At 62.5% G+C, this 21,111-nt stretch carries 18 protein-coding genes and 1 pseudogene; 17 read left to right on the plus strand and 2 right to left on the minus strand.

From position 1 onward, the window contains the following. Positions 1 to 317 precede the first annotated feature (317 nt). The 5 genes and pseudogenes from BLU27_RS07700 to BLU27_RS31160 all read left to right on the plus strand — a co-directional run bounded on the left by BLU27_RS07700 (position 318) and on the right by BLU27_RS31160 (position 5,921). Positions 318 to 3,005, plus strand: coding sequence for an NACHT domain-containing protein (locus tag BLU27_RS07700; protein ID WP_157728302.1), 2,688 nt, complete (start codon positions 318 to 320; stop codon positions 3,003 to 3,005). A gap of 607 nt (positions 3,006 to 3,612) precedes the next feature. Next, entirely contained in the window at positions 3,613 to 4,308 is a 696-nt protein-coding gene (locus BLU27_RS28860; protein ID WP_206744642.1) for a hypothetical protein, read from the plus strand. A gap of 322 nt (positions 4,309 to 4,630) precedes the next feature. Beyond that, a pseudogene (locus tag BLU27_RS31155) lies at positions 4,631 to 4,705 on the plus strand (integrase core domain-containing protein); the annotation flags it as partial. Between the two features lie 161 nt (positions 4,706 to 4,866). Further along, entirely contained in the window at positions 4,867 to 5,679 is an 813-nt protein-coding gene (locus tag BLU27_RS30280; RefSeq protein WP_241827841.1) for a hypothetical protein, read from the plus strand. Between the two features lie 59 nt (positions 5,680 to 5,738). Then, a complete protein-coding gene (locus tag BLU27_RS31160; RefSeq protein WP_422386076.1) occupies positions 5,739 to 5,921 on the plus strand; it encodes a helix-turn-helix domain-containing protein in 183 nt (60 codons plus the stop codon). A gap of 41 nt (positions 5,922 to 5,962) precedes the next feature. Here BLU27_RS31160 and BLU27_RS07715 read toward each other — a convergent pair whose 3' ends face one another. After that, complete coding sequence (locus tag BLU27_RS07715) at positions 5,963 to 6,415, minus strand: hypothetical protein (protein WP_092651928.1); 453 nt, start codon at positions 6,413 to 6,415, stop codon at positions 5,963 to 5,965. Positions 6,416 to 6,725: 310 nt separating this feature from the next. Here BLU27_RS07715 and BLU27_RS07720 point away from each other — a divergent pair, with 310 nt between their 5' ends. The 3 genes from BLU27_RS07720 (at position 6,726) to BLU27_RS07730 (ending at position 13,556) form a co-directional block, all read left to right on the plus strand. Further along, on the plus strand, positions 6,726 to 9,989 hold the full coding sequence (locus BLU27_RS07720; RefSeq protein WP_172804905.1) for a helicase-related protein: 3,264 nt from the start codon (positions 6,726 to 6,728) through the stop codon (positions 9,987 to 9,989). Continuing rightward, complete coding sequence (locus tag BLU27_RS28875; RefSeq protein WP_157728310.1) at positions 9,986 to 12,742, plus strand: class I SAM-dependent DNA methyltransferase; 2,757 nt, start codon at positions 9,986 to 9,988, stop codon at positions 12,740 to 12,742. Before BLU27_RS07720 ends, BLU27_RS28875 begins: the two co-directional genes overlap by 4 nt. 247 nt (positions 12,743 to 12,989) lie before the next feature. Continuing rightward, positions 12,990 to 13,556: an NUDIX hydrolase gene (locus BLU27_RS07730; protein ID WP_197681732.1), complete on the plus strand. Its 567-nt coding sequence runs from the start codon at positions 12,990 to 12,992 to the stop codon at positions 13,554 to 13,556. Here BLU27_RS07730 and BLU27_RS07735 read toward each other — a convergent pair. After that, entirely contained in the window at positions 13,553 to 14,929 is a 1,377-nt protein-coding gene (locus BLU27_RS07735) for a helix-turn-helix domain-containing protein (RefSeq protein WP_092651933.1), read from the minus strand. The two genes, BLU27_RS07730 and BLU27_RS07735, sit on opposite strands and share 4 nt — an antisense overlap. Before the next feature lie 203 nt (positions 14,930 to 15,132). Between BLU27_RS07735 and BLU27_RS07740 the strand changes: the two genes are divergently transcribed. The 9 genes from BLU27_RS07740 (at position 15,133) to BLU27_RS07780 (ending at position 21,082) form a co-directional block, all read left to right on the plus strand. Continuing rightward, a complete protein-coding gene (locus BLU27_RS07740) occupies positions 15,133 to 15,453 on the plus strand; it encodes a hypothetical protein (protein WP_092651935.1) in 321 nt (106 codons plus the stop codon). A 223-nt stretch (positions 15,454 to 15,676) separates the two neighbouring features. Next, positions 15,677 to 16,249 (plus strand): hypothetical protein, encoded by a 573-nt coding sequence (locus BLU27_RS07745; RefSeq protein WP_157728312.1) that lies wholly within the window; start codon positions 15,677 to 15,679, stop codon positions 16,247 to 16,249. Continuing rightward, a complete protein-coding gene (locus BLU27_RS07750; RefSeq protein WP_157728314.1) occupies positions 16,239 to 17,147 on the plus strand; it encodes a hypothetical protein in 909 nt (302 codons plus the stop codon). The genes BLU27_RS07745 and BLU27_RS07750 overlap by 11 nt, the downstream gene beginning before the upstream one ends. Further along, entirely contained in the window at positions 17,140 to 18,114 is a 975-nt protein-coding gene (locus BLU27_RS07755) for an FtsK/SpoIIIE domain-containing protein (protein WP_092651941.1), read from the plus strand. The genes BLU27_RS07750 and BLU27_RS07755 overlap by 8 nt, the downstream gene beginning before the upstream one ends. Next, a complete protein-coding gene (locus BLU27_RS07760; protein ID WP_092651943.1) occupies positions 18,111 to 18,356 on the plus strand; it encodes a hypothetical protein in 246 nt (81 codons plus the stop codon). The genes BLU27_RS07755 and BLU27_RS07760 overlap by 4 nt, the downstream gene beginning before the upstream one ends. Beyond that, on the plus strand, positions 18,353 to 18,817 hold the full coding sequence (locus tag BLU27_RS07765; RefSeq protein WP_197681733.1) for an RRQRL motif-containing zinc-binding protein: 465 nt from the start codon (positions 18,353 to 18,355) through the stop codon (positions 18,815 to 18,817). The genes BLU27_RS07760 and BLU27_RS07765 overlap by 4 nt, the downstream gene beginning before the upstream one ends. Further along, positions 18,814 to 19,095: a hypothetical protein gene (locus tag BLU27_RS07770; RefSeq protein WP_092651945.1), complete on the plus strand. Its 282-nt coding sequence runs from the start codon at positions 18,814 to 18,816 to the stop codon at positions 19,093 to 19,095. Before BLU27_RS07765 ends, BLU27_RS07770 begins: the two co-directional genes overlap by 4 nt. Continuing rightward, positions 19,092 to 19,328, plus strand: coding sequence for a hypothetical protein (locus tag BLU27_RS07775; RefSeq protein WP_092651947.1), 237 nt, complete (start codon positions 19,092 to 19,094; stop codon positions 19,326 to 19,328). Before BLU27_RS07770 ends, BLU27_RS07775 begins: the two co-directional genes overlap by 4 nt. Further along, a complete protein-coding gene (locus tag BLU27_RS07780; RefSeq protein WP_197681734.1) occupies positions 19,325 to 21,082 on the plus strand; it encodes a replication initiator in 1,758 nt (585 codons plus the stop codon). Before BLU27_RS07775 ends, BLU27_RS07780 begins: the two co-directional genes overlap by 4 nt. The last annotated feature ends 29 nt before the right edge of the window (positions 21,083 to 21,111 follow it).

A 21,111-nucleotide genomic window follows, 5' to 3' on the forward strand; every position in this document is an offset into this window, starting at 1 on the left:
CGCGGCGGCCGGTGGCCGCCTTGAAGACGTAGGGAAAGTTGTCACCATTTGATCAACTAAGCGCATAAGACCCGAGTGCTCGCGCTATGCTCTTGGGTCACAACTGCAAACCACCCAGACCGGCATTGGGGGCACAAGTGGTCGTCACTGGATGGGAAGCTCCACTAGCACGGGCTGTCGCCGGCGGAGTAAGTAAGGTCGTCGGGACCGCTGTGCTGAGGGGGGTCAAGAGCCGCCGGCTTAAGAAGTATCTAGAAGAGACAGATATTACTCAACCAGATCTCCCTGTCGACCTTTCTGACGCCCTTGTGCCTCAGGTGAACCAGTTTGTTTCATCACCTGAGCTTGAGAATTTAGCGTTATCGATTGCTTCGATCTTGCTTTTGGATCCAGCCGCCAAGGCCTCTGGTGAGCGCTTCCGGGATCTGCGGGAAGGGTTTCGCTGGACATGTCGTCTAACATTTATCGGGCGTCCGGATGAAATAAATCGTCTTGGTGAAGCTCTATTCGATAGGGTATACGAGGCCGTAACTCGTTCGATCGCGGTTGGCCAGGCGGTCTCTACCCCCCACGCATCAATTGCCGCACAGGCGGCAGTTATGAAGGCAGCGAGCAGTGCTGCCGCAGCCTCTGTACGCAACACCAAATTACTCTCGCGCATCGAAAAACTGGACGAAATTCTTTCTTTTGAGAAGTCGTTGCGTACGCAGATAGCAAGTCTTCATAATGGAATCCGCGTACCTCATACAGACACGACGAAGAAAGTTTCGTACAGTAAGCTGTTTGTTCAGCCAACGCTACGACGCATTGAAGAAGACGAGGCTGAAAACGAACGTGATGTGAACGTCAACGTGCTCTTACTATCTACCCTCCGCCTTATTATTCTGGGTGACCCCGGTGGGGGAAAGTCGACAACGAGCTTGAAATTGACATACGACGTCGCATCAGGTCGCCGCTCGCCTCTTTCGGCCACAGTGCCCTTCCTGGTGGTCCTGCGCGACTACGCGAAGGAATACTCGAAGTCGAGGATGCCTCTGATCGAGTACCTGGCCCAATTGTGTCGGACTCCATATTCCGTTGAACCGCCCGAGGATGCCATTGAATACCTACTCCTTAATGGCAGAGCATTGGTTGTCTTCGATGGTCTCGATGAACTACTTGATGTTGCAGATCGACGGCAAATCGTTGAAATTGTCGAGGGATTCTGCTATCGGTACCCGACGACGCCCGTCCTCGTGACGTCGAGGCGAGTTGGGTACGAAGAGGCTCCTCTTGATAAGGACCTGTTCACTGTCGCTCAACTGCAGGAATTTGATGATGACCAAGTGGAAACCTACGCCCGCAAATGGTTTAGCTTGGACGGATCGATACCGAAGCCGCATCGTGAAGAGCGAGCTACATCTTTCCTGCGCGAAAGCGAGCTAGTCAAGGATCTTCGCGTTAATCCATTAATGCTTTCTTTGATGTGCAGCATCTACGCGTCAGAGAACTACATCCCGACGAATAGGCCAGAGGTCTACGAAAAGTGCGCGTTAGTGCTCTTTGACCGCTGGGACCGCCATCGTGGAATCGTTGCGCCATTGTCGTTTGATGCACATGTTCAATCCGCTATGCGTGCACTAGCTCTGTGGTTGTACTCCAAGCAAGAGAAGCAGGGTGGAATACCGCGTAAAGAGATCATTAGTTTTATGAAGGAATATCTTCTCAAAAAGCGCTTCGATAATGAAGAGGATGCTGAGAACGCGGCGACTGAATTTGTTGATTTCTGCAAAGGTAGAGCATGGGTGCTGACGGACGTCGGCGCCGACCTGTACTGGTTCACTCATCGTACATTCCTCGAGTATTTCGCGGCCAGCCAACTCGTTAGGCAGCATCCTAGCGCCCGAGATCTCTTCGCTGAGCTCCAAGACACAATATTCCGAACTCAGTCGGACGTTGTGTGTCAACTCGCCGTGCAGATCCTCGGCAGGACGGTTGAAGATGGGGCCGACGACTTCTTGGAACTGGCAGTCGACGCCTCTCACTCGGCGTCGGAAGAGCATCGCGTAAGCGCACTCTCGTTCGCGTCACGGTCTTTACGGTTTGTAGTGCCTCGCTCTGGGGTTGTTCGCAAGATAGTGGAGGCTTCCTTTGACATCTATGTCACTTCGCGTCCAGCCCTAGGGACATCCCGTGTCTTCAGGGGGATTGCAAACTCAGAGTCAATTCCAGTACGCAACTTACTTGGGGCGTCACGCGAGAATATTCCGCTGATATCAAAGTATTTACAAGAGAGAGCTGATGCAAGGTTGTCGACTGCGCTGGACGAACGCTGCCTGGCGCTAATGCTTTTAACGCCCTCCTTCTACGACGATTTCGGTTATTGGACCGAATGGGCAGTCGATAACTGGGAGAGGATGGATAGCGTCATACAAAGGGCGCAAGTGCAATACTGGTGGATCGCGCTTGAGAAGGCTCAACGGACTGGCGATTTCAAAAGTTTGGTGACGCAACATGGTGTTGGAAGTCTATTCCAAAGTGTGGTCATAAATGAACTACCTCGGATACCGTTAGCTGCGGAAAGATTTATATTCCCACAATCTCACAAGCAGGATCTTGTCGCGAATCTGGCGGCGCTTGATCATTTTCTGACCACTAACGCCGCGCCGTGGTGCTACGAGGATGATATGCCTTGGCCCTTAAGCGCTTTTGTCTCTGATGAACTGCGGGTGATAGACCAGGTGTCGGAAAGAGAAGGTCGTTCCGTTTTGGTTAAGCTTGCCTTGCCCTTCATGGAGCTTCCTATCAAGATGAACCCGGACTCGCTTTTTCGAGGGGACTTCATTGGTGGAACCGACCACCCCTTACTGCATCTAGCACGGGGGAGGGTAAAGAAAAGCGAGTCCCAGAAGGTCAACGAGCTGATTCGCTCGCTCGACGTCAGTGCAGACACTGCAGATCTTCTCCGGGACTGGGCAAGGAATCGTGTGAGCCTGGTTGGGCCATCTAGGAGGGCTAGGAGCTAAGGTGGCGTAGGGGCGATGGGGCTCGAGGGTCCTTGCCTTTGGTCCGAGCCATCGCCAGCGCTTCGATGCCGAACTAAGTGGCGCAGGACGAGACAGAACGCATCGCTGGCTTCCGATGCCTGCCGTGCGTGCCTGGGCGTCGGTGAGCCGGGGCAGGCCCGGCCTAATGGAGTCCGCCGGTGTCGGAGGCGTACCGATGGCGGACATAGAAGAGCTCGAGTGGACCGGGCAGAGGGTGACAGAGCCAGTGACTGTGAACGTGTGGTGGACCTCGGACGCGGCTGAGATCTACTTCATGGAAACCACTGACCGACGAGACATCGGTGTGGACCTACGCGCGCCGAAGTCGGATGACACTGGACGGACACACCACGCGTATGCCCTTGTGCCCCACGTACAACCTGGCAACGTGGTGTTCCACTACCAACAGCCGTCGGGAATAGTCGCTTGGTCTCGAGTTGTTGGTGTGCCCTTCGAAGATGAGCTGGTGTGGGGTGCACGTGGACGCGTTGCGCAACGTGCCGGTGTCAAGCCATATCGACGGCCCGGATGGTGTGCACCGCTGGAGGGACCGTTCATGCTCCCCGCGCCGGTAACCCTGTCAAGGTTGCGCGCGCACGAAGTGAGGATTCGGGCAGCTATTGAGTCCACCGAGCGCGATATCACCGGCACGATTTATCGGCCTTTCCAGATTTCTGACAAGCAGCCGCTACGCGCAACACAGCACTATCTAACGAAGCTTCCCCTTGCCGTGGTGCTGGAGGTCCCGGAACTCCTCGCCGCTGCTGATCAGGCCGGCAATGGGGCTGCTGCTGCCATGTCATCGCCTTCTTTAGTCCCCGAAGCGCCACACGAAGGAGAAGTGCTCGGACAGTCCTACGTTGCTGCCGCCGAGCACGTCTCGACCGCTGAGAGAGATCCATTCAAAATTGATCCCTCTGTGATCGATCGCGGTGTCCAGGGTCATGCGATGACCCAGAACGCTCTAGCCACGGTGCTACGGCGGCGAGGACTTGAACCGCGCAGCCCCCAAGGGCGTGAACCGCAGTATGACTTGGCCTGGATTTACGGTGATCAGGTTAACGTCGTCGAGGTCAAGAGTCTGACCGTGGGTAACGAAGAGCGTCAGTTGAGGCTGGGGCTCGGTCAGGTGCTCCGCTACCGGCAGGTACTGAGCAACGGTCCCGAGTCTGTACGAGCGGTCTTGGCAGTGGAACGGGCTCCTAGCGATTTGAGCTGGCGAGACCTCTGCTCGAACCTGGACGTTCTGCTTTGCTGGCCGCCTGACTTCGAAGGTCTGTGAACTATGGTCAAGACTGGGGCGATAACGCACCCCTTGGCGAATGCTCCTTCAGCGGAGTGTCCGGCCCGCGTGCCGCGACGCGGAAGGTCCTACGCCACCAGAACGGGCTTGTATCCAATTCGGACCTGAGTACTTGCGACGGGAGCGATGTGCACCTGGCACCTCTGTCAGCCTACACATTCACGCCGAGTCGCTGCAGCAGACGCTTTAACACATTTCGGCCTGTAACTGCCTGCTGACGGTCGAGCTCGCGCACTAGCTGCGGGGTGTATGGCTCCCATACCTCTGGAGGGGCTGTACGAACCCATAGGCCAGCGCCCACATGACCGCCGCCCAAGCCGCGGTCGACGCCTGGCGCCGGGAGTACAACCATGTCCGGCCGCACCAGTCGCTGGGCATGACCACCCCGGCGCAACGGTTCGTCGCGGTGCCGACTGAGGAGCGGGCCCGGGTACCGCTGTGGATTCCGGCCGAGCTCACCGTCCACCGTGGACTCTCGTCCACTGGCACAGCCGAGAACACCAAGCCGCACCGCCCACCGTCACGGACTCGGCTGACATGGCCGCGATGGCGACGTTCGGGGTGCAGGTCGAAGCAGCACGGGTGGACCTGTCCGCACCCGAGGCGCGAGAAGCGATCGAGGTCGACCGGGTGGTGCCGGCCAGTGGGAATCTCATGGTCGGTCCGCAGCAGTTCTGGCTCGGGCGACCTCGGGCTGGGTCGGTGGTGCGGTTGTGGATCAGCACCAGGACCGTGCACGTCAGCGTGGACGGCCAGCTGCACAAGACGCTGCCGTCGCGGTTCACCAGCGTTGACCTGGCCCGCCTGCGTGCCCACGGTGCACAAGCGGCAGGGCCGCCGCCGGCGCGTAGTGCTGCCGGACCGGGCACGACTGCGACGGTCGAGGTGCAGCGGCTGGTGAACGGCTGTGGTCTGGCCACCCTCGGCGGACACCAACTCCCGGTCGGGACACCGCTGGCCGGTCGGCAGGTCACCCTGCGGGTCGAAGAGCACCTGGTCCATGTCCTCACCGACGGACAGGTCTGGAAGACCATCCCGCACACCGTCCCGCCGGCCAAACGCGTCCGGCTGCGTGGGACACAGATGCCCGCCCCGATCCCGGCCCCGAACCAGGCACCGATCCGGGTCCAGCGCCGGGTGTCGGCCCGCGGGGGGATCCAGGTCATCGGCCAGCGCGTCCAGGTGGGCTTCGCCCACCGGCACACCATCGTCACCGTCGAGGTCGACGACACGATGCTGCGCCTGCTCGACGAACACGACACGCTGATCAAGATCGTGCCCCGCACCAGCCGCAAGGAGGTCACCCGCTACAAGGCCTACACCGCCCAGGAACGGGCACAGCAGGCCTAGAACCCGTTACCCCTCAACTGAAGCCGAAGCGTCACCCATCATCTGGCACTAGGCAGGTCGTGGAAGCTGAGCGGTACGGGGTGACCCGTCAGAGCGTGCATGCGTGGCTGCGCCGGTACCGGGAGGAGAGGCCGTCTGGTCTGGTGGACCGTAGTCACAGGGTTCATCAGCATCCGTGGCGGATTTCTGCGGGTGTGGAGGCGGCGATTTGTAAGAGTCCGAGGACGAAGCCGGATCGCTGACCAAAGCCGAGGACGCGAGGTAGCAGCCAACCCCTCTGGCTCTAGTTACCGGTCCCCGGTATCTGGCCCGTGATGACGGCGGCTGCCACCGACACCACCACGTCGCGGCCGGCACTGCGGATCGCCTCCAACGCCCGGCGCGCGTTGCTCTTCTCGACCTCGGTCGGTGCGTTCTTCGCCAACGCTTCCAGCGCCGCCTCGATCCGGTCCGCTGCGGTCTCCGGCGATGGCCACGAACCGACGACCCGCCGCGCCTCGCCCGTGACACCGAACACGTGGATGATGCCCGCGCCCCACGCGCCCTCGGTCTTCACGAAGTAGCCGCCGTGGTCGAGAGCTCGCAGTCCCGCGTGCACCTCGCTTTCGCTCATGCCGGACTCGGCTGCGATTCCGGTGAATGAGGCGCCGCCCGTTGCTGACTTGTCGCACAACCTGACGGTGGCCCGTAGCAGCGGCAGGTCGCGGGTGTACCAGGTGTCTTCAATCGGCTCCATGAGCGCGTGCCCCTTCTTCTGGCCTATCCCGACTTCGTGGCGGCTGTCTTACATCCTTCGTGTGTGTACACCAGTCCCGGCCTTTCCCCTAGTCGGGGGCTTGACCATGCCGGAAGGGGCGGCGGGTTGTGGCCGCAGTCATGCTTGGACTGCGCGTCGACGTTTGTGGCCCCCGATGATCAAGGGCCTGGCGTCACCGGTTTGAGCCTGTGGGCGATGCGGCCGGTAGCAGTACGCACGGCAATAGTGACGTTATGTCATGATTTGGTAGATCTACCCAGACCGGCCAGGATTCCAGGATGATGTTGGCGTGGCTCGGATCTTCGACAACATCAAGTTGGACCTCGGCTCCCACTTGACTAAGACGCTGCAGGTCTCTGACCGGATCGACGCGGCAGTTGGCTACTTCAACCTTCGCGGCTGGGCCTTGTTCGACGGCATCGTTCGAGGGAAGGCCGGCACCGCATCCGCAGCGCCAGTCATGCGCATCCTCATCGGGATGGCCACGAAAGGTCCTCAACAGGAGACGATCGCTGAGCTCGAAGCCAGCCTAGGCGCCGAGGTGGCACAGGAAGCCGACGCGAACGCGGCTCGAGCCCGCAAGGCGGAGCTACTCGAGCAGCTCCGCACGCAACTGATGCGTGGCGTGCCGACGAATGCCGACCGTAGGACCCTCCAGTCGCTACGCGACCTCTTGGCTGGCGGCGTTGTTGAGATGAGGGTCTTCACTCGCAGGCCGTTACATGGCAAGACGTATGTCTGCCACCGAGACGATCTCAATAACCCCATCACCGGATTTGTTGGATCCTCGAACCTCACTATCCCGGGACTGACCAGCAACCTGGAACTCAATGTCGACGTGATCGACGTCGACGGCGCGAGGGCCCTGGCCGACTGGTTCCAGGACCGATGGGACGACCGCTTCAGTCGACCCGTCACCGCCGACGTCCTGGACCTACTCGACGAGTCGTGGGCGAGGCGCGAACCGAGACGGCCCTATGAGGTGTTCATGAAAGTCTGCTACGACCTCTCACGCGACGTGCGCGAAGGCCTAGCCGAGTACTCGATCCCGACCAGCATCCGTAACCAGTTGCTGGATTACCAGGGCACCGCCGTCCAAGCTCTCGGTCGACGCATCGTTAGGCGTCGCGGCACGATGCTCGGCGATGTCGTCGGCCTCGGCAAGACGCTTACCGCCATCGCCGTGGCATTGATGCTTCGGGAGGAGCACGGATACATCCCGCTCGTGGTGTGCCCGAAGAATCTCGTCAGCATGTGGGAGGAACACCTCGACGCGTACGACCTTCCAGGGCGTGTGGTTCCTTACAGCCAAGCACACGCCACGCTACCGGAGTTACGACGCTTCCCATTCGTGATCGTCGACGAATCGCACACCCTTAGAAACGACACGCGCCGCGACTACAGGGCCATCCAGGACTACATCCATGCCAACGACACTAAGGTACTGCTGCTCACGGCGACCCCATACAACATCCGCTTCAAGGACGTCGCGAATCAGCTTGGCCTGTTCATAGACGACGATGATGACTTGGGCATCTCTCCTGTCGGCGCCCTGACTGCTGACCCCAACCTGGGTGACAAGGTTGATGGCAAGATCACCACGATGGCTGCCTTCCGTCGCTCAGAGGATCCCGAAGACTGGAAACGACTGATGAGCGAACACCTCATCCGTCGAACTCGCAGCTTCATTCGTGCCAACTATGCGCGTGTCGACGAGGACGGTGTGCAGTACCTCGCGTTCGCGGACGGCAAACGGTTCAGGTTCCCCGACCGCATCGCAAGGCCAATTAGCCACTCTTTCGGTCCAGCTGACCCGGCTCGGGACATGGCAAGCCCACGGACCCTCGCCGCAATCCAAGGCCTTACGCTCCCGCGCTACCAGCTCGCCCGATACATCAACAGTGAGACACCGCTGACTGACGAAGACCGCCGTTTTCTCGACCGCCTCAGCCGCGGCCGCGGCAACGTCGCAGGGTTCGTCCGCACGACATTCTACAAGCGACTCTCCTCGTGCGGCTATTCGTTCACGCTATCCATCGAGAGACACATCGCCCGCAATGAACTCTTCCTGTACGCACTCGAGCACGGTCTCGCCATCCCCACCGGGACAATCGTCGACACCAACCTCGCCGACGATGACGATCCCACTGAACAGGAACTCAGCACAGTTGAGCATCTCAGTGACGACCCTGAACGCCGTTACAATGCGCTCCTCGGCGCGGACCCGGCAGGCATCACCTGGGTTCGATCGCAGTTGTTCACCGCAGACCTCCGTGCCGCACTTAAGGCAGACACTGCCACGCTGCGAAACCTTCTCACAACCTACGGCGGATGGAGTGCGGAGTGGGACTCAAAGCTTTCTGCGCTAGTCGACCTGCTTACCGTGACGCACCCGGACGAGAAGGTACTGGTCTTTACGGAATACAAGGACACCGCCAACTACATCGGCAGTGCCCTTCAAGCTGCCGGTATCGGCAAGGTAGGTGTCGCAACCGGCGACACTGACGACCCCACGTCACTCGCTCATCGATTCTCGCCCCGATCAAATGCCCTGCCAGGTCAAAGTGCCGTGGAGCAAGACCACGAACTGCGTGTCCTCATAGCGACTGATGTCCTCAGCGAAGGTCAGAACTTGCAGGACGCCCACATCGTCGTCAACTACGATCTCCCGTGGGCCATAGTCCGATTGATCCAGCGAGCGGGTCGTGTTGATCGCCTCGGTCAACAGTCTGACACGGTTCTCGTGTATTCCTTCTTCCACGAGTCCGTTGAGAACGTCATCGATCTACGCCGGCGCATTAGCGCTCGGCTCAGCGCAAACGCATCAGCCTTTGGCTCCGACGAGCAGTTCTTTGGCAGTCCTACTGAGGTTAAGATGATTACTGACCTTTATAACGGTAATATCGATGACCAGGACCAGATAGACGATGTTGACGCATCCAGCTTGGCCTACGAACGCTGGAACAAGCTCGTACAAGAAGATCCCACTCTCGCTGCCCGCATCGCTGCGCTACCGGACATGATCGCCGCCACTCGCAAGCGGCGCCTGGCCGACGGTCCTGAGACCGTCGTCTGTTACGTGCGCACCGAATCCGGTGTGGACGGCTTCGGCGCGGCCTCACCAGCCGGTCCTCCACGGCTGTTCACCGGTCACGAGGCTCTCCGCGCATTCGAAGCCTCGCCGGACGAGCAGGGCCTGGATCACATGGAGAACCACGATCAACTGCTCGCCGAGCTGGTCCGCGGCCCGCTCGCAACACCGGCCCGAGTCGCTGGACGACTGCGGGGAGTACGACGCACCGTCTGGGCACGGCTCGGAGACCAACTGCACGGCCATGACATCGAAGCGCAGCAAGCCTTAGACGCCCTGTTTCAGCATCCACTGACAGCCGAGGCCGACCGCCGGCTACGACGAGCCATCCGTAACGGTGCGACCGACCAGGAGTTGACGACGCGCGTTACGGCTCTACACCGCGACGAGCAACTAGTGATCGCAGCACGCGGAAATAAAGATCCTATTCGCATCGTCAGTAGCCTGGGGGTTGCACAGTGACGCGCCGTAGTCTGTTGCCGCTGGTAGATGCGGAAGACTTCCGAACGCTATTCATCGAAGAGTTGGGCTGGCTGAACCCTGACCGGTCGGACCTCACAATCACGGTTAATGGCACGAAGCACACATTGACTCAGGTTGCCGGGTACAAGGGGCTCCGGATCTGGCACCATGCCGGTCTTCCACCGCGCAAAGTCCAGCGCGCAATAGACCTTGAGGTGGGCCGCGAAAGCACAGAGAGGCTCCTCATCTTCACGGGACCTCACCGGCAAGACTGGCGTTGGCCTCGTCGTGCCCTGCTCGGCGGTGCAAATGCTCAGCTCGTTGTCCACGAGCACCTCGTCGGATTGGCCCAACCCGACCTGGAACGAAGACTTCAGTCAATCTCCATCGACCTAGATGAAGATGTCACTCTAGTCGAATTGCTACAGCGGATGCGGGACGCATTCGACACCGTGTCCGAGACAGCCAGTGTCCAAGCTGCACGGCTAATGAACGTCCTCTACGGTGAGCTCGAAGCCGCCGGAGTGCCGCCGGTTTCTGCCACCCTGACCTTGGCTCGGCTACTGTTCCTATTGTTCGGTGACGACACCGAGATGTGGCGCGCCAACATGTTTAGCAGGTATATCGAGAATCATACGACGGCCGACACGTTGCATGCGGATCTCAGAGCCCTGTTCGACGTCGTAGATCAACCCGAGGAGTCGCGGGCATTGGCTCCTGGTTCGCCCCTGATCTCGTTTCGCTACATTAACGGCGGTCTTTACAAAAATAGCTTCGATCTACCTCCCCTCACTTCCGCGTTCCGTGACGGCCTCCTTGAGGCGAGCAAATTCGACTGGGGGTTGATCTCCCCGGCCATCTTCGGGTCGATGTTCCAGACCGTGAAGGCGAAAGAGGCTAGGCGCGCAGGTGGAGAACACTACACCAGCGAGGAGAACATCCTTAAGACAATTGGACCTTTGTTCCTGGATGAATACCGTGCCCGCCTAGAGGCAGCGTGGGATGACAAGCGGCGACTGACCGAGCTGCACAACGATCTCGGACGTCTCCGTATCATGGACCCTGCGTGCGGCTGCGGAAACTTTCTGATCGTCGCGTATCGGGAATTACGTGCGCTCGAACTGGACCTCCTAAAGCGCCGTCGCGACCTCGATGACTTGGACGGCAAGACCACAGGGCGTGGGAGCCGCGCACAGGGGGTATTCGACGTCACTGACCGCATCAAAGTCACCCTTGACCACTTCTATGGTATTGAAATTGAGGAGTGGCCGGCTCGCATCGCCGAGACTGCGATGCTGTTGGTCGATCACCTGGCGAACCAGGCGATGGAAGAGGAGTTCGGCCTTGCGCCTGACCGCCTTCCGATTCGCGTCGCCCCCACTATCAAGCATGACAACGCCCTTCGCAATGACTGGGCTGCGATTCTACCGCCGAGCGATAATGTAATCATCCTAGGCAATCCGCCCTTTAGTGGCCGCGGCGACCGTGGACCGCAACAGACGGCCGATCAGAAGTTGGTGTGGGGCCCTCGATACAACATCAACCTGGACTACGTGACCTGCTGGTATCTACGCGCAATCCAGTATTTCGGTCGCCATGCTGGCCGGTGGGCATTCGTGTCGACCAACTCGGTCTGTCAGGGCGAACCTGTAGCAACATTGTGGTCTCCGATACTCGACGCCGGCTGGCGCTGTCGATTCGCCCACCGATCGTTCCTGTGGGAGTCGGAGGCAAGAGGGAAAGCTGCCGTCACGGTGTCCATTGTCGGGTTCGACCGGAACAAGACGTCTCCCAAACCTGTGCTCTGGACCTATCCGCCGGGCGGCAAAGGTGACGGCACTGCAGTCCCAGTAACCCGCATCAACCCCTATCTAATCGACGGACCGAACCTCCTTGTCCGAAAAAGCACACGGCCGCTGTCATCCCAGATGCCGGAGGCCAGCTTTGGAAGTATGCCAAACGACGGCGGTCATCTCCTGGTCGAAGCCAATGAGTACACGGAAGTCGCAAGTGACCCTGTGGCCAGCAAGTACCTCAGACGCTTTGTCGGCGCCAAAGAGTTGGTACACAATCGCGACCGGTGGTGTCTCTGGATGGTTGATCTCGACCCCAAGGACCTCAGGAAGAGTAGAATTCTCCGCGAACGTGTTGCCGCTGTCCGCAACCACCGGTCAAGCAGCGCAAGCCCGACGACAAGCACGAGGCAACACCCGCCGCACCTGTTCGGCCAGCTCGCGCAGCCTAAGACCTCGTATCTGGCCATCCCCCGCCACGTCAGCGAGCACCGCCGCTTCTATCCGGCAGCTCGTTTCGATGCTGATGTCATCTGCGGTGACGCAAATTTCCTAATCCCTGATCCAGACGGTCTCGCACTAGCGATCGTCTCCTCCTCGATGTTCATGGTTTGGCAAAAGGCGATCGGAGGCAGAATTAAGTCTGACCTACGGTTCTCCAAAACCTTCACCTACAACACGTTTCCGCTCCCTGTGTTGTCCAAGAGGCAGTACGCCGCATTGTGTTCGGCGGGCACCGCTATCCTCACCGCGCGAGCGACCCATGTGGGCTGGTCTTTGGCACGTATATACGAGTCGGACGCTATCCCGGATAACGTTGTAGCCGCCCACCTCGCCGTCGATAAGGTTCTAGACTCGACATTTGGTCGAGTAAGCCTGGACACGGAGGGCGATAGGCAGCGGGCACTCTTCCGCGCCTACGCTGCGCTGAATGGTCAGGAGGCATTCCGTTCGACTTGAAGGTAGTCCTCCAATCAACTGATGCTGCGCCAGCACCTCCGCTATGAAAGTGGCGCTGGTTCAATACAGGGTCTAACTTTCTGACACCTGGTGGGGCGCGGGCGGCGGGTGCGGTGGTGGCTCGCGCCGAAGGTGCACGCAAGCATGCCGCACCCGGACGTTACCTCTGCTCGATCGGAGAGCAAGCGGTGAGCCGACGCCTCGGACGGGTATGAGATGGTGTCGAGCCCTTCGGTAGCGTTACACCGTGGCTGGCGATCGGAGTGACGTGGACGAAGTGGCCCGGTGGACGATCCATGAGGAGAGACTCGTAGACGACACCCGCAGACTGCGCCTGAGCATCGCTCACGTCGAACTACCTGACGGCGTGCACTTCGAGCAGTACGTCTTGCGCATGCCGAAGGCCTCGATCGCCGTCGTCCTGGACGACGCGGGTGAACGTGTCCTGATGATCTGGCGGCATCGGTTCGTGCCCGACCGTTGGACGTGGGAACTGCCCGGCGGCTACGTGGACCCCGATGAAGATCCGCTCGACACCGCGGCTCGAGAGGTGGAGGAAGAGACTGGGTGGCGTCCGCGGAACATGCGCCCGCTCGGGAGCTTCCAGCCCCTGTCAGGGACGGCCGACTTCGAGAATTTGCTCTTCGTCTCCGAGGGGGCGGAGGACACCGGGAAGTCGCCTGACGTCAACGAGGCGTCGAAGGTGGAGTGGGTGGAGCTGTCGACGGTAAGAGAACGGATCGCGCGAGGTGAGATCGACGGAGCGGCCGCTCAGATCGGTCTGCTTCACGTCTTGTTGTCCCGAGCTGGCTAGGCCACTCGCCGGAGCGGGATGCGCTGAGCCGTCATCCGCTTGTAGACCCTACGTACGACCGGCTGCTGGCTGAAGGGTGACAGTCGAACGGCCACGTCGGTCATGTAGGCCGTCGTCCTTGTCGAGCGCACGCTGATGGTCAAGTCCAGCGCCTCGGTCGTGTACGCGACAGCCTCATCGACCTTGCCCTGGTCCGCCAGCGTGCCGGCCAGCAAGGCGGTGTTGAACACCCGGCCGCGGTCGTACCCCTCGGTCATCTGCAACGACTGACGAGCGAACTGCTCGGCGTCCGAGGCTTGGCCGAGCTCTCTCAATGTGTGGGCGAACTTCGCCGACAGGTACGCCTGGTCGAAGTAGACAAGCCATGTCGGTGCGTCGTTCGATCGCATGCGGCAGAAGTTCGTCTCGGCGTGCCTCAGTGCTCTCATGGAGGCGGAAGCATCCTGTCTCAGGGCGTGCGCATGGGCTTCCATCGCCGCGGCCTCGGCGACTAGTGCGGCTATGCCCGTTGGCTCTGCGAGCTGGCGTGCAGCCATGGCGAGGTCGAGGGCCTCGTCCGGTGCGTTGAAGAACGCTGCCTGATGGCTCATGCCCAAGAGCATCTCAGCGGCCAAGGCTCTGTCCACGGCTTCTCGTGCAAGTTGGAGAGCTTGATGGAGGAAGCGACGCCCGGCAGCTTGGTCACCGATGTCGTAGGACATCCAGCCGACCAGCTGGAACAGCTCCGCAGCGCCGGCGAAGAGGTCGGCTCGGACCTTTGACGAGCCGCGGGACGTGCTCAGGAGGGGCGCGACACGGTTTTTGATGAAGGCGACGGCCTGCTGCAGACTCTCGCCGCCACCGAACCGGTTGTCCGCCTGCCGGAATGCCTGCGTCCAGTATTTCAGAGAGTCGACGTCCTTCGTCCCGATGACGCGCGAAGGGCTAGCAGTAAGCACGCGGCCGGCGGCGTCTGAGGCTTCGGTGCCAAGCAGGACCGCTCCCACGCCGACTGACTTGAGTAGCTGTCGCCTGTCCACGTCCGGCTCCTCCTCGCTTGCATGCTCAACCTGGGCCGTCAGGTCGAACCACACGACATGTCGAGGGATGTGCAGGAGCCGCGCCCACTTGGCGAGCTTCTCCAGGTCGTGCGTATTGCTGCTCCCTCGCTCGATCCGGCTGACTTGCCCCTGACTGAGCCCCAGCCATCGAGCCAGTTGACTTTGACGGACGAGAGGACTTTGCAGGTCCCTATAGGCCTTGAGCAGGTAGCCGAAGTTCCTGCTCCGGGCTGCATGCTGAATCTCTGCCTGCTGCCAGAACTCGTCAGGCAGGGTCGGCGGGCCCGCTTCCGTGTTTGCGGTCCCCTGAGCTTTCGCCTGGTGTACGCGCACGTGAAACCCCCTGTGGTCGCGGCCGAGCTTACGACAGTGAGGGCACGCACGCGCTCCGTGACACGCGTCCGTATGCATCGCACGCATATGCGTTGGCCGCGTATGCATCGCATTCGTGGCACGAGACGGCTTGCTGGGGATGTCATAGCGAACACGAGGCGTGGCGCCTCGTTTTCATCGGTCCCAGTCAAGGGAGTGCACTCATGAAGTTGATCGTTGACACCTCGGTTCACACGTTCACGGTGACGAAGGCGGCGGAGCCGAAGACTGATCAGGATGGTCGGCACAAGGCCGATCGGAGGACCGGCGAGTTGTTGTTCGTCGTGCAGGTGATGGCGCTCGAACCTGAGTCCGGGGCGGACATCATCACGATCACTGTGGCGGGGCAACCGCCGAAGGTGGCCGTGGGGCAGTCCGTTACCCCGGTCGAGCTGGAAGCCATCCCGTGGGCGACGGGCGGCCGGAACGGTGTCGCCTTCCGTGCGAAGGCGCTGGAGGCCAAGCAGGCGGTCAAGGCGGCCTGAACCCCAGGTCACAGCTGTGAACGCCGAGACACCGTTCGAGTTCGAGTGCCAACACATTGAGCAGCCTGCCAATCGTGGGCAGGTGGCGCCGCTGAGCGGCGCGAACAAGTAGAAAGCGGCCCCCGAAGGGGCCGCTCCCCAAAGACGGCGGAGACCCGGAACTTGGTCTGGAGAACCTTCCGGGTCTCTGCCTTCCACTCACCCTTGCTAGGAGGGCTGTGGCATGTCTGATGCTACCCACAACCAGTCGCCTGAGGACCCGGTCTGGGACGCGATGACCCCTCAGGACGAGACGGCTGAAGCGCCCGACGGCGCTGATCACGAGTTCACAAACAACACCAATGGGCTCGCCGACGAGCCGGCCGAGGAGCCGGAGGCTGAGTCAGACACTGATGACGAGGACATCGATGACATCGCTGGCCTGAGCTGGGCGTTGCGGCAGGGGCTGCTGCGTGGTTACCGGCTGATGGCGGTGTATGAGCATCTGCGCCAGGCGGTCGACTGGATGGCCGCGGAACTGAAAGCGCAGGAGCGGATCCTCGAAGACGCCCGTGACCTCGACGTCGACGACGCCGATCGAGGCAAGGGCGAGGCGGTGTTCGCCGATGCCACCGCGATGACCGCGGCGATCGCCGGCGAACGGGATCGTGCCGCGGAAGTGGTGTGCGCGATCTTCGGTCAGAACGCGTTCAAGACGGGCCAGGTCCACAAGACCTTCTACAAGGCCCAAGCAGCCCTCGACGACGTCGCACGCGCAACCTCCGACACCCATGGAGGTGGCAACGATGCCGCGTAAACGAGGAGGCCGCAGTAACCGGGCGCGTGCGGTGGAGAACGTCAAACCCCGCATCCACCAACGCTGGGGCGCGCAGCTGCTGCTCGCGTTCTGGCGGTGGCTGCCCGAATTGGCACTCGCCGGCACCACAGGGACGGTGTTCGTGTATCTGGTCCAGATGGACCTGCCCGCCTGGGCAGCCGGATCAGTGATCGTCGCACCCGTCGCCGTGGCGCTGGTGGTGCCGTACTCGGGCAGGGTGCTCGTGGCGGTGTTCTGGGTCGACGTGACCCGGCACCGGCTACGCACCTTCATGGCCGAGAACGGGCTACGCAACCGGTCCGGCAGGCTGCCGTGGCTGCTGTTCATCTACCCCACCAGGGTCGGTGAGCGGGCATGGATGGTCCTGGTCGGCGGGATCTGCGTGGAAGACGTCGAGGAACGCATCCGCTCCCTCGGCTCCACCTGCTACGCACGCTCCGGCCAAGTCCAGGTCCACCGCAAGTGGACGCACCTGATCCGCATCGACATCACCCGCCGGGACCCACTCGACTCCAAGACCCCTGTCGAGTCCGGCCTCATCCCCAAGGGCACCGAACAAGCCCTCATCCCCGCCAACATCCCCACCGCCGACCAGGCGGCTGGTGTGCGGGCTTCTGAGTGGGCCGTCGGCATCGGCCTACCCCTCGCCGACAGCGAGGACACAACTGAGATCCCCAGCCGTATGGGCGTCCGAGGTGGCGCCGGCGGCAAGGCCAACGGCCAGGCGACCGACACCACTTCTACGTCGGGGTTCGCCGCTGCGAAGGAGACCACCAGGAAACGAACCACGACCAGAAAGGAGACCCCGGCACCGACGCCAGATCGACCGGCTCCGGTGTTGTCGGCCTCCGGTGAGGACGTGTCCGATTATGTCTAGCCGCCATCTCGGCGGAACGGTTCTCCCCGGCCCACGGGCCGGGGGCAACCCCCCATCCGCCCTCAACGAACCGACTCAGATCCTCCCCACCTACCCGCCGGCCGACGAACTCGCGCCGGCGCCTGCCGTCCCGCGGCGGCTGCTGCGTCGTCGACTCCGCCGTAACGGCGCGTCGGTGTCGGGGCTGTCGGCCTACGACAAGGTGCACTTCGGCATCGACGAGTACGGCCGCCCCCTGCGCGTCGAGCTCGCCTCCCGCAGCCTCCTGGCTGGCGGGTTGTCCCGCTCCGGCAAGTCGGGGTTCATGTCTAACGGGGTCGGTCACATGTCCCAGTGCACCGACGCCCGCATCATCCTCATCGACGGCAAGATCGTGGAACTGATCCTGTGGAAGGAGATCGCCGACTTCTTCGTCGGCCCCGACGCCCACCTCGCCAATCACGTCCTCCAAGTGCTCCAGCAGGAGATGGACCGGCGGTATGAGTGGCTGACCGAACGGCGGCGGCGGAAGGTCGTCAAGGGCGACGGCATGGACCTGATCACCGTCTGGATCGACGAACTCTCAGTCTTCACCTCCGTCTACGGCACCAAGGAGTCCCAGGAGCGGTTCCTGTCCCTGCTCATGGACCTCGTACAGCGAGGACCGGCCGCCGGGATCGTCGTCGTCGCCGCGACACAGCGCCCGTCGGCCGACATCGTGCCCACGAGGGTGCGGGACGTGTTCTCCTACCGGGTCGCCTTCCGCTGCGCCACCGAAGCGTCCTCCGACATCATCCTGGGCACCGACTGGGCCGCCCAGGGCTTCGACGCCTCCAAGATCCCGCCGAACCGGCCCGGCGTCGGGTACTGCCTCGCCGACGAAGGCCGGCCGTTCCGGTTCCGGTCGGTGTATCTGACCGATGACGAGATCGACACCCTCGTCGCCCGCTCCCTGTCCATCCGCGGCGGCCTCGGCGGTGCCGCATGACCACGTACAAGCATGAGGCCGCGGCTATCCAGCTTCCTTACGAGGATCTGGCCGAACTTGCCCGCCGTATCGAGGCGCAGCGCCTGACCAGCTGGGACTACGCCTACGGCTACGTCGACCCAGGCGGCCCGACCGAGAAACAGATCCAGGCACACAAAGACGCAGCCGGGCAGGTCGCCGAATGGCTGATCCGCCACGGCTACGACTACCTCCGGGCTCACGCCGAGAAGAAGCGGCCATGAGCATCTACAACGGACCCCGCAACGGCGGGCGCCGGCGGGCTCGTCGACGTCCTGGTGCTCGTCGACGTCGACGACTCGACACCCGCTTCTACGACCCGACCGGCGCCAGCCACGGCGGCACACCCACCTACCCGTGGCGGATGGCACCCGACGGGCTCGCCACCAGGCGGCAGCTGCTCGCTCTCGAGCTCCGACCGGGCGGCCAGCCCATCGCGGCGCAGATCCTGTGGATCCGTCGCGGGAAGCCGGCTGTGGCCTACCTGTACCGGGTCGAGCAGGCGAAGCCGAAGCGCATCCCGTCGCTGGCGCAGCTGCACGCCATCGAGAAGGCCCTCGCGGCACGACGGGTCTGTCCCGACTGCGGCAGGGACGTCGGTTACACGATCCCGACGTCGCTGGGCTGCTGCGTCGACTGCCACCAGGCCCACCAGGCCGCTTCGGGCAGCAGGGCAGCGGCATGACTACGGGCGACAACGGCGCCGGCCGGGAACAGGCATACGCACAAAGGTTCAAGGCCCGGCTGATCCAGCGGGGCTATGACCGCGACACCGAGCAGGGCAACGCCTACACCCTCGGCGTCCTGCACTACATCCTCACCTCCGCCAAGGCCGCCCCGACGGTCGACCTGATGCGGGCGGAGGTCGACAAGGGCCTCGACGTCCTGGCTGCACTCGACGAGCTCACCGACCACCAAGACACCAACACGACGAAGACGAAGAAGGGAGGTGGCAGGCCATGACCGTGCGCTCGTACCAGGTGTGGGGCGCGGCGTGTGACTCCTGCGACGCCGAGTTCGAAACCAGCCACAATGAGCTGCCCTGCGACCGCGAAGACCTCGCCGACTTCGGCTGGGCCGTCGACGGAGACAACGCCCTCTGCCCCGCCTGCGCCGCCAGGGAGGGCACCCGACCCGAAGACCGCAAAATCACCCACCTCGCCGACAGGCGCAACAGCGCTGGACGGCGCGGGTGACCGACTCGACGACGACCATCACCCCCGACACCACACCCACGGTGCCGGGGGCGGTGGCCGCTGCCGAGAACACCACCACCACCACCACCACCACCAACCGAGGTATCCCGTGGCTGGCCGACTACGACGAATGGCTCGCCGGCCGGGCGGAGCTCGTCGACGACCAGGACCGCTTCGCCACCCATTCGGCGATGCGACGGGCCACCCGCGACGACTACGGCCGCTGGCTGTCCCACGTACACTCCGCTGCTGGCTGCACCAACCCCGTCCGTCTTGCCGGGAAGTTCCGTACCGCGACCGTCAACACCACCACCGGCGAGGTCACCGGCGAGGGCCTGGCACGTGCGACAGCTGACATGCCGGACGGGGTGATCTACAAGGCCTGCGGCAACCGCAGGGCGAGCGTGTGCCCGTCGTGTTCGGAGATCTACCGGGCCGACGCCTATCAGCTCGTGCTCGCCGGAATGCGCGGCGGCAAAGGCGTGCCCGAGACCGTGTCCGGGCATCCGGCGGTGTTCGCCACCGTCACCGCCCCCGGCTTCGGCATCGTCCACACCACCCGCACCAGCAAGAAGGGCCAGCCCGCACCCTGCCGGGCCCGCCGGACACCGGACCTGTGCCCGCACGGTGTCGACATGCGATGCATGACACGACATGGCGACGGGGACGAGCGGCTCGGCCGGCCCCTGTGCCCGGACTGCTACGACTACGACCACCACGCCGTTTGGAACGGCCTGGTCGGCGAACTGTGGCGCCGCACCACCATGAAAGCCAACCGCGAACTCGGCAAGTGGGCCCGTCGCCACGGCTTGGCTGAGCGGGTCGTGAACCCGAAGACGGGCAAGGTCACCTCGAAGGTGCCGGTGCGGATCTCGTTCGGGAAGGTCGCGGAGTTCCAGCGCCGCGGCCTGGTCCACTTCCACATCCTCGCCCGCTTCGACGGTATCCACCCCCTCGACCCCGACCAGGTAGTCGCGCCACCGGAGTGGGCGACCGTCTTCCTCCTGAGATGGATCCTCGAACACGCCGTCGCCGACACCACCTGGCGAACACCGCCCCTCGTCGTCCACGGCCGCCACGGACGCCTCCTCGTCGACAAGCCCGACGGCTGGCTCCTGGCGTGGGGCGAACAGGTCGACGTCCGCCCCGTCCGCCTACGGGGTGAGGACCAGCTCACCGGTGAACGGGTCGTCGACGAGCTCGACCACGCCGACGGGGCCAGCCAGACCGACAAGCACGGGCGCCGGCGGCTCCTGTCCGGCCCGGCTGTGGCCGGATACCTCGCCAAGTACGCCACGAAAGCGACCGAGGCGACCGGGCACACCTCCCGCAAGATCACCGACGAGACGGTCGACTTCTACGCCAACGACACCCACCCCGGCCGCATCATCGAGGCCTGCTGGCGGCTCAGCCAGAAAGGCCGACAACCAGCGCAGGAGTGGCGCGACAGCTGGTACTACGCGCTACGCAGATGGGCGCACATGCTCGGCTACGGCGGCCACTTCTTCTCCAAATCCCGCCGCTACTCCACCACCTTCAAACGCCTCCGCCAAGCCCGCATCGACTACCGCAGGGCCCACCACCAAACGTCGGATCACCTCGAGGAAAACGAGGTCCTGGAAGTCATCGGCGAACTCGTCTACGCCGGCACCGGCTGGCACACCACCGGCGACGCCATGCTCGCCAACACCGCCGCCGCCATGGCCCGCGAACAACGCCAAACTGCACGACTTGAGATCGCAACATCAGGTTGACACCACAATTCCCCAGCAAGGAAGGAGAA

This window comes from Actinopolymorpha singaporensis (assembly GCF_900104745.1).
Classification (GTDB): domain Bacteria; phylum Actinomycetota; class Actinomycetes; order Propionibacteriales; family Actinopolymorphaceae; genus Actinopolymorpha; species Actinopolymorpha singaporensis.

What these genes read in the sequence shown, in the direction of transcription:
- BLU27_RS30280 (WP_241827841.1), top strand. Translation starts at nt 4,867, where the DNA reads ATGGCCGCGATGGCGACGTTCGGGGTGCAGGTCGAAGCAGCACGGGTG.
- BLU27_RS07715 (WP_092651928.1), bottom strand. Translation starts at nt 6,415, where the DNA reads ATGGAGCCGATTGAAGACACCTGGTACACCCGCGACCTGCCGCTGCTA.
- BLU27_RS07740 (WP_092651935.1), top strand. Translation starts at nt 15,133, where the DNA reads ATGAAGTTGATCGTTGACACCTCGGTTCACACGTTCACGGTGACGAAG.
- BLU27_RS07745 (WP_157728312.1), top strand. Translation starts at nt 15,677, where the DNA reads ATGTCTGATGCTACCCACAACCAGTCGCCTGAGGACCCGGTCTGGGAC.
- BLU27_RS07750 (WP_157728314.1), top strand. Translation starts at nt 16,239, where the DNA reads ATGCCGCGTAAACGAGGAGGCCGCAGTAACCGGGCGCGTGCGGTGGAG.
- BLU27_RS07755 (WP_092651941.1), top strand. Translation starts at nt 17,140, where the DNA reads ATGTCTAGCCGCCATCTCGGCGGAACGGTTCTCCCCGGCCCACGGGCC.
- BLU27_RS07760 (WP_092651943.1), top strand. Translation starts at nt 18,111, where the DNA reads ATGACCACGTACAAGCATGAGGCCGCGGCTATCCAGCTTCCTTACGAG.
- BLU27_RS07765 (WP_197681733.1), top strand. Translation starts at nt 18,353, where the DNA reads ATGAGCATCTACAACGGACCCCGCAACGGCGGGCGCCGGCGGGCTCGT.
- BLU27_RS07770 (WP_092651945.1), top strand. Translation starts at nt 18,814, where the DNA reads ATGACTACGGGCGACAACGGCGCCGGCCGGGAACAGGCATACGCACAA.
- BLU27_RS07775 (WP_092651947.1), top strand. Translation starts at nt 19,092, where the DNA reads ATGACCGTGCGCTCGTACCAGGTGTGGGGCGCGGCGTGTGACTCCTGC.